Origin of the sequence: Frateuria sp. GZRR33 (assembly GCF_051900425.1) — a bacterium.
In the GTDB taxonomy this organism is placed as follows: Bacteria; Pseudomonadota; Gammaproteobacteria; order Xanthomonadales; family Rhodanobacteraceae; genus Frateuria_A.
Genome location: NZ_JBHZGK010000021.1, coordinates 1 through 5,253, shown reverse-complemented (window position 1 = coordinate 5,253; position 5,253 = coordinate 1). Strand labels below are relative to the sequence as shown.

Sequence of the window (5,253 nt, the reverse complement as noted above, 5' to 3'; positions counted from 1 at the left end):
CGAGATGCTGAGCACTCGCCTGGGCGACGACATACGGTTGCAGAATTGACTGCAGTCGCGCAGTGACACCTTGCTCCGGTGTCCATGTGCCACCTGCTATGGGGAACCAGGGCCCCACGAGGAACGCTGTAGCAATGGCGAGCGAACTTCCCATGGCACCTAACGCCTAAGTTAAGGGGCGCGCGGTACGCGCGTCCGCTTGGACGAATGGTTAGGGCATTGCCTAGCTGCCAGATAGGAGCTTTTGCTTTTGTGCCTTGAACTCGTCTTCAGAAATGATGCCTCTTTTGCGAAGGTCGTCCAGCTTTATCAACTCGTTGTAGAGGTCGGAGCTTGCCGACGAAGGATGCCCCGAAGAGGTGGGTGTTTGGTGCATCTCGACCACCGCATCGGGGCGAGGCAGGAGTGCATTGCCTTCCGCCCTAGGGTCATTCTTGTCCACGAGGCGAAACTGATACTCAAAGCTAGGCATGTGACCCGGGTAGGCAGGAGATTCCTTGCCGGCGAGGGGAACCGCCACCTTGCCCTTACTTGCGGCAAAGGCGTTCGCTCGGCTGATCACATCGGTCTTGAGCGAGCTCATTGATCGGAAAATCCCGCCCGCCGAAGTTTGCGAGATTATGTACGAGTCGTTGCCCATCGGCACCGGCTGGGCCGTTGCACACGCAGCAAGGGCGAGAACTACTGATGGCAAAAGCAATCGATAAGTGGTTCGAGTGAACATGATTTCCCCTGTTGCTTACGATCAGCGCGCTGTTTTGCGCCCTAACGCTGGAGTTAAGCGGCGGCGGAGCCGTCCGCCTTGAACGGGTTGTTAGAGCGCACAAGCTGGGCAGACCCACCTGCTGCTGCGCTGTACAGACCCTGGACGGCACACGTAACCACGAACCAAGTGACAGAAACGGCCACTTGGTTGTCAGCGACTTGAAAGTACTGGGCAACACCACCTGCCATCACAGCATATGCTCCCGACCCAGCCAAGCCGACGATGAAGCCGGAAATGATGCCGTGGTTACGCGAGAGCCAACCAGATATGAAACCTGGTAGCAGAGTAGCCAGCATACCCAAGGGCGTTGAAAGAACCGTCCAGAACGTGACGAGTCCGGGTGGTGGAAAGCCGTGTAGCAGCGCAACAGCCGAATAGTCGAAAAGGACGTAAAACAGTATCCCGGCTGTAATTGCGACAAGTGTTCTGGAGTGTTTCATGTGCGCTCTAACGCTGAAATTAAGCGGCGGCGGAGCCATCCGCTTGGATGACGGGTTAGGTTGCAGCTACGAAAGAGTTGCAACCAGCGTTGTTGCAGATTGCCTTGTAAGAGGGCACGTAAGCAATGGGTTGGCAAGCTCGTGAAGCGCCAAACCGACTGCTGAGGAAGGATCGTACCCAACGTCGTCACGACCCTCTATGCAGTTGGCCCAGTCGTCGACCTGCATAGAAGAAAGCTCACCTGCCATGAACCGACTGAGCACCGAGGAAATATGGACGGCGTCCAGCACGACCAGCGGGCTAGGAGCGTCCCAGCCGTAAGCCGAGAGGTCGCGAGCAATGTCCGGAATTGGCCGCGTAAACCACAGAAGCGCTTTTAGAAGGGACTCGCGACTATCCATGTTTGCGACCTAACGCTTGAGGTAAGCGGCGCGCGGCTTTTCGCGCGTCCGCTTGACTGAAAAGTTAGGGGCTTGCGCCGCGCCATGCCCGGGCGATTGTGCCGGCACCACCGCGAACCCCGCCGACCACAACGCTAGCAGGTTCGGATGGCGGGAGCTTGCCGCGGCGCTGCAACACGAAGGAACGCCGCAGAGAACTGCACGTTGGCAAGCTGTTGGCTGAGCCAGCTCTGGGAAAGAAAAGTGCTGCGACCCGCGCGCTGACGCGGACTTGGCCGAAAGCACGCTTGCGGAATAGTGGCCGAGCAAGGGCCTAACGCTGGAGTTAAGCGGCGGCGAAGCCGTCCGCCTTGAACGAGTTGTTAGGCGACCAACGCGGCGCCCGCCTGCGAAAGTACCAGCAGAGCGAACCAGCCCAGGCAGCCCACAACCCAGAACCTGCTGGATGCATCCTTGAACGCGAGTGGCCACAAGCCCAGCACCGCTGCAGCAAGAAAGTAGCCGCCAGACAGGAGGGCGCAGTAGCTGGGGCGAAGGCGTGGAGCACGAGGCTAACGAACGGCTGCAAGAGCAGTGGGAGAAGAAACAGCCCATACGCTCGTAGCGATTGCGCGAGGCCGAGGCGCTGCTTTGGAAGAAAGAACCCTGTGCTCATTGACGCCTAACGCCCGAATTAAGCGGCGGCGGAGCCGTCCGCTTGAATGAAGAGTTAGGGGCTTGCGCCGCGCGATGCTAGGGCGACTTGCCGGCACCGCCGCGAACCCCACCACGCACAACGCTAGCAGCTTTGGATGCTTGGAGCTTGCCGCGCCGGACCAAGGCCGCTGGCAAGGGCAGCGACCAAGTGCGGAGGGCTACAAGCTGGCGAAGGCTTGGCCGAAGCACACGCTGCGAAAGAGCAACCAAGCAAGGGCCTAACGCCTGAGTTAAGCGGCGGCCCGGGAGGGCCGTCCGCTTGGACGAGGAGTTAGACGGTTGCGACGCAGCTTGCCCAGGCGATAACGACTGCCACGATGAGCGCGCAGCTTGAACAACCGACTACCCCCAAACAACCAGCTCTGAAAGCTGAGGCTTGCGACGACGCCGCGCGAAAAGCTGCTTCGGCGACGGACGACAAGCCAGCGCGAAGCTGGGCGAAACACAACAAACGAAGAACCACCACGAGCTACCGACTAACACCTGAGTTAAGCCGCGCCGCGAAGCGGCGTCGGCTTGGACGAATTGTTAGGCCCCGTACGCGAGCTTTGCGACGAGGCCAGCGATAGTGAGCAGCAAGCCGTAGATTGCCAGGCGGGACTTTGATTTGTCGCTGGAAGCACTGGCGCGCTCTTGCTGCAGCTTTTCCGCTGCCGGCAACAACATGCCAGGCTGATAGGGAAGGAAATAACACCTACCGCGGCGGTTCTCACGGCTGATTGCTGCGTTCTTAGCAGTGCTATTGAGCCCAAGGCCTTCATCCCAGATGCCTTTGAAGCACGCGAGTGACTCCGAGTCGTGTTGCCAAGACGTATTGCCCTGAGCTGCTTTTAGTCGGTTTGGTGCAGTCACCTCGAACGTATGCTCCGCGCCCCCTTGTCCATGATAGCGGCGCACGAAGAAGTGACAGTTGGCGCAGATCTTCTTCACGTGCGGAATTGGTCCAATTAGGGGCCTAACACCTGAATTAAGCCGCGCCACGAAGTGGCGTCGGCTTGAATGAATTGTTAGGTCTCACTCCGCCACATGCGAAGCAAGCACCTCTTCAACGGTGGATGAGACTAGATTGCGTTTTGTGATCACGTCAAATAGCTGAGGCGAGATTGTGTAGCTGCCACGCGGCATTTGCTTGTAGAAAGGCGGGCTGCGCGGGTTGAGCATGATCCAGATGCTCCGATCTTTGCGATCGTTTGGCACGACAAGCAACACGTAGCCGTCATGGCTTGTGAACGTGGGCGCGGCAACGACATTTGCCCTAGCGTCGTATTCGCGGACTTGCAGGATGGAGTATTCGCTCTTGCTGCCAGGCGACTCACTGCCATCTATTGTTGGCGAGCAGGCCGTGAGCAAAAGAGCTGGGAGAAGTAGAAGGTTGCGAAGTTGTCCCATGTGAGACCTAACTAGAAGTAGATTCCAAACTACAGTGTATTCCTGCAGCCTAACAACTGCCGTCTTCGCGTCTTTCTGGAGCATGCCTAAGCGAATCAGCCACTTGCCCTGCCGCATGCAGCCTAACCTACCAGCATAATTTGACGGCCTTTCGGGGAATACCGCGGACGGAAGGGTCAACGCTGGCAGGCGCCACGCATCCGTGGCCAGAGACGCAAGCACGCTGGCTGGTGACGCACAAAACAAAAAGGCCGGCGCAATGCGCCGGCCTTTTTGTTTCAACTCTTGGTGGGCGGTACAAGGATCGAACTTGTGACCCCTACCATGTCAAGCTCACAGGGCTAACCTACTGATTGGCTTAGGGAAAGGCTCCCTAGAGAACTCCCATTCACAACAGGAGTTCACTCATGGCCACCATCAGACGCCTTCCTAGCGGTAGCTGGAACGTACAGGTACGCATCAAGGGACAAGCCCCCAGGTCTAAGAGCTTCCTTACAGAGGAACAGGCTCAGGCGTGGGCTGAGGAACAGGAAGCCTCTACCAAGAGGCACAAGACCTACACCCTCTACACCTTAGGACTCGCCTACAGGGAAGCCCGCCTCAAGGGACGAGGAAGCTACCAACAGGCGCTAGTCCTCACCAAGCAGCTAGCTCAAGCCTTCCCTATGCCCATCCATGAAATCACCCCTCAGATGGTCAACGAGTTCAAGCTCAGGAGGCTGGCTAAGGTGAAGTCTGCCACCTGTAGGAGCCAGCTAGCCTTTATGTCTCGCCTCTTCAAGTTCGCTAAGAGGGAGCTACTCATAGACGTATCGAACCCTCTAGCGGATATAGCCCTCCCTGCTCCCTCTAAGGCTAGCGATAAGGTGGTGAGGAAGGAGGAACTAGAGGCGCTTATGTCTAAGCTCAATGCTCAGATGGCGTTGATAGTAGAGCTAGCTTATGAAACTGCCATGAGACGCTCGGAGATACTCAAGCTAACTCCCTCTTGTCTCCATCTAGAGGAACGTATGGCTGATGTTATCGACGGTAAGACAGGGACTAGGAACGTACCCCTAACCCATAGGGCTGTAGAGCTTCTACAAGAGGCTCTGAGGCGTTCTAAGACTAGGCTCCTACCTGAGGCTAGGATATTCACCCTCTCCCCTCATAGCGTCTCTACTGCGGTTAGGAGAGCTAGGCGTCTAGCTGGCCTAGACGAGAGTGTGAGGCTCCATCAGCTACGCCATACGAGGATAAGTAACGTAGCCAAGAAGGGGTTTAACAACGCTCAGATAATGATTGTTAGCGGTCATAGAGACACTAGGAGCGTAGCTAGGTATAGCCACTTGAACGCTAAGGATGTTCTCCACCTAATAGACTAACCCCCTCTGTAAGCTCCATAGAAGCCCTGTACGGCCATCCTAGCCCCTCCCTAGTGCCTCGGTATTAGTTAGGGCTTAGGTGAGCCTTACAGGGCTTTCTTATGCCTGAGCGTCACTCTTGGACACTCAAAGGACAACAAGAGGAAAATAGTTTGTCACTGTTTTGTCCATATTTCAGGTAGTAGTAGGTAGGTAC

5 protein-coding genes are annotated in these 5,253 nt (G+C 56.9%); 1 reads left to right on the top strand and 4 read right to left on the bottom strand.

Annotation, left to right across the window (positions count from 1 at the left end):
* Nucleotides 1-223 precede the first annotated feature (223 nt).
* The 4 genes from ACFWZU_RS16165 to ACFWZU_RS16150 form a co-directional block, all read right to left on the bottom strand.
* On the bottom strand, nt 224-724 hold the full coding sequence (locus tag ACFWZU_RS16165) for an SHOCT domain-containing protein (RefSeq protein WP_439702542.1): 501 nt from the start codon (nt 722-724) through the stop codon (nt 224-226).
* Between the two features lie 53 nt (nt 725-777).
* On the bottom strand, nt 778-1,206 hold the full coding sequence (locus tag ACFWZU_RS16160; RefSeq protein ID WP_439702541.1) for a hypothetical protein: 429 nt from the start codon (nt 1,204-1,206) through the stop codon (nt 778-780).
* A gap of 1,626 nt (nt 1,207-2,832) precedes the next feature.
* Entirely contained in the window at nt 2,833-3,234 is a 402-nt protein-coding gene (locus ACFWZU_RS16155) for a hypothetical protein (protein ID WP_439702540.1), read from the bottom strand.
* 84 nt (nt 3,235-3,318) lie between these two features.
* On the bottom strand, nt 3,319-3,693 hold the full coding sequence (locus ACFWZU_RS16150; RefSeq protein WP_439702539.1) for a hypothetical protein: 375 nt from the start codon (nt 3,691-3,693) through the stop codon (nt 3,319-3,321).
* A 407-nt stretch (nt 3,694-4,100) separates the two neighbouring features.
* Here ACFWZU_RS16150 and ACFWZU_RS16145 point away from each other — a divergent pair, with 407 nt between their 5' ends.
* Nucleotides 4,101-5,057 (top strand): tyrosine-type recombinase/integrase, encoded by a 957-nt coding sequence (locus tag ACFWZU_RS16145; RefSeq protein ID WP_439702538.1) that lies wholly within the window; start codon nt 4,101-4,103, stop codon nt 5,055-5,057.
* The last annotated feature ends 196 nt before the right edge of the window (nt 5,058-5,253 follow it).

Bases quoted from the DNA above. Each gene is read 5' to 3' on its own strand.
- ACFWZU_RS16160 (WP_439702541.1), bottom strand. From the start codon at position 1,206: ATGAAACACTCCAGAACACTTGTCGCAATTACAGCCGGGATACTGTTT.
- ACFWZU_RS16165 (WP_439702542.1), bottom strand. From the start codon at position 724: ATGTTCACTCGAACCACTTATCGATTGCTTTTGCCATCAGTAGTTCTC.
- ACFWZU_RS16150 (WP_439702539.1), bottom strand. From the start codon at position 3,693: ATGGGACAACTTCGCAACCTTCTACTTCTCCCAGCTCTTTTGCTCACG.
- ACFWZU_RS16145 (WP_439702538.1), top strand. From the start codon at position 4,101: ATGGCCACCATCAGACGCCTTCCTAGCGGTAGCTGGAACGTACAGGTA.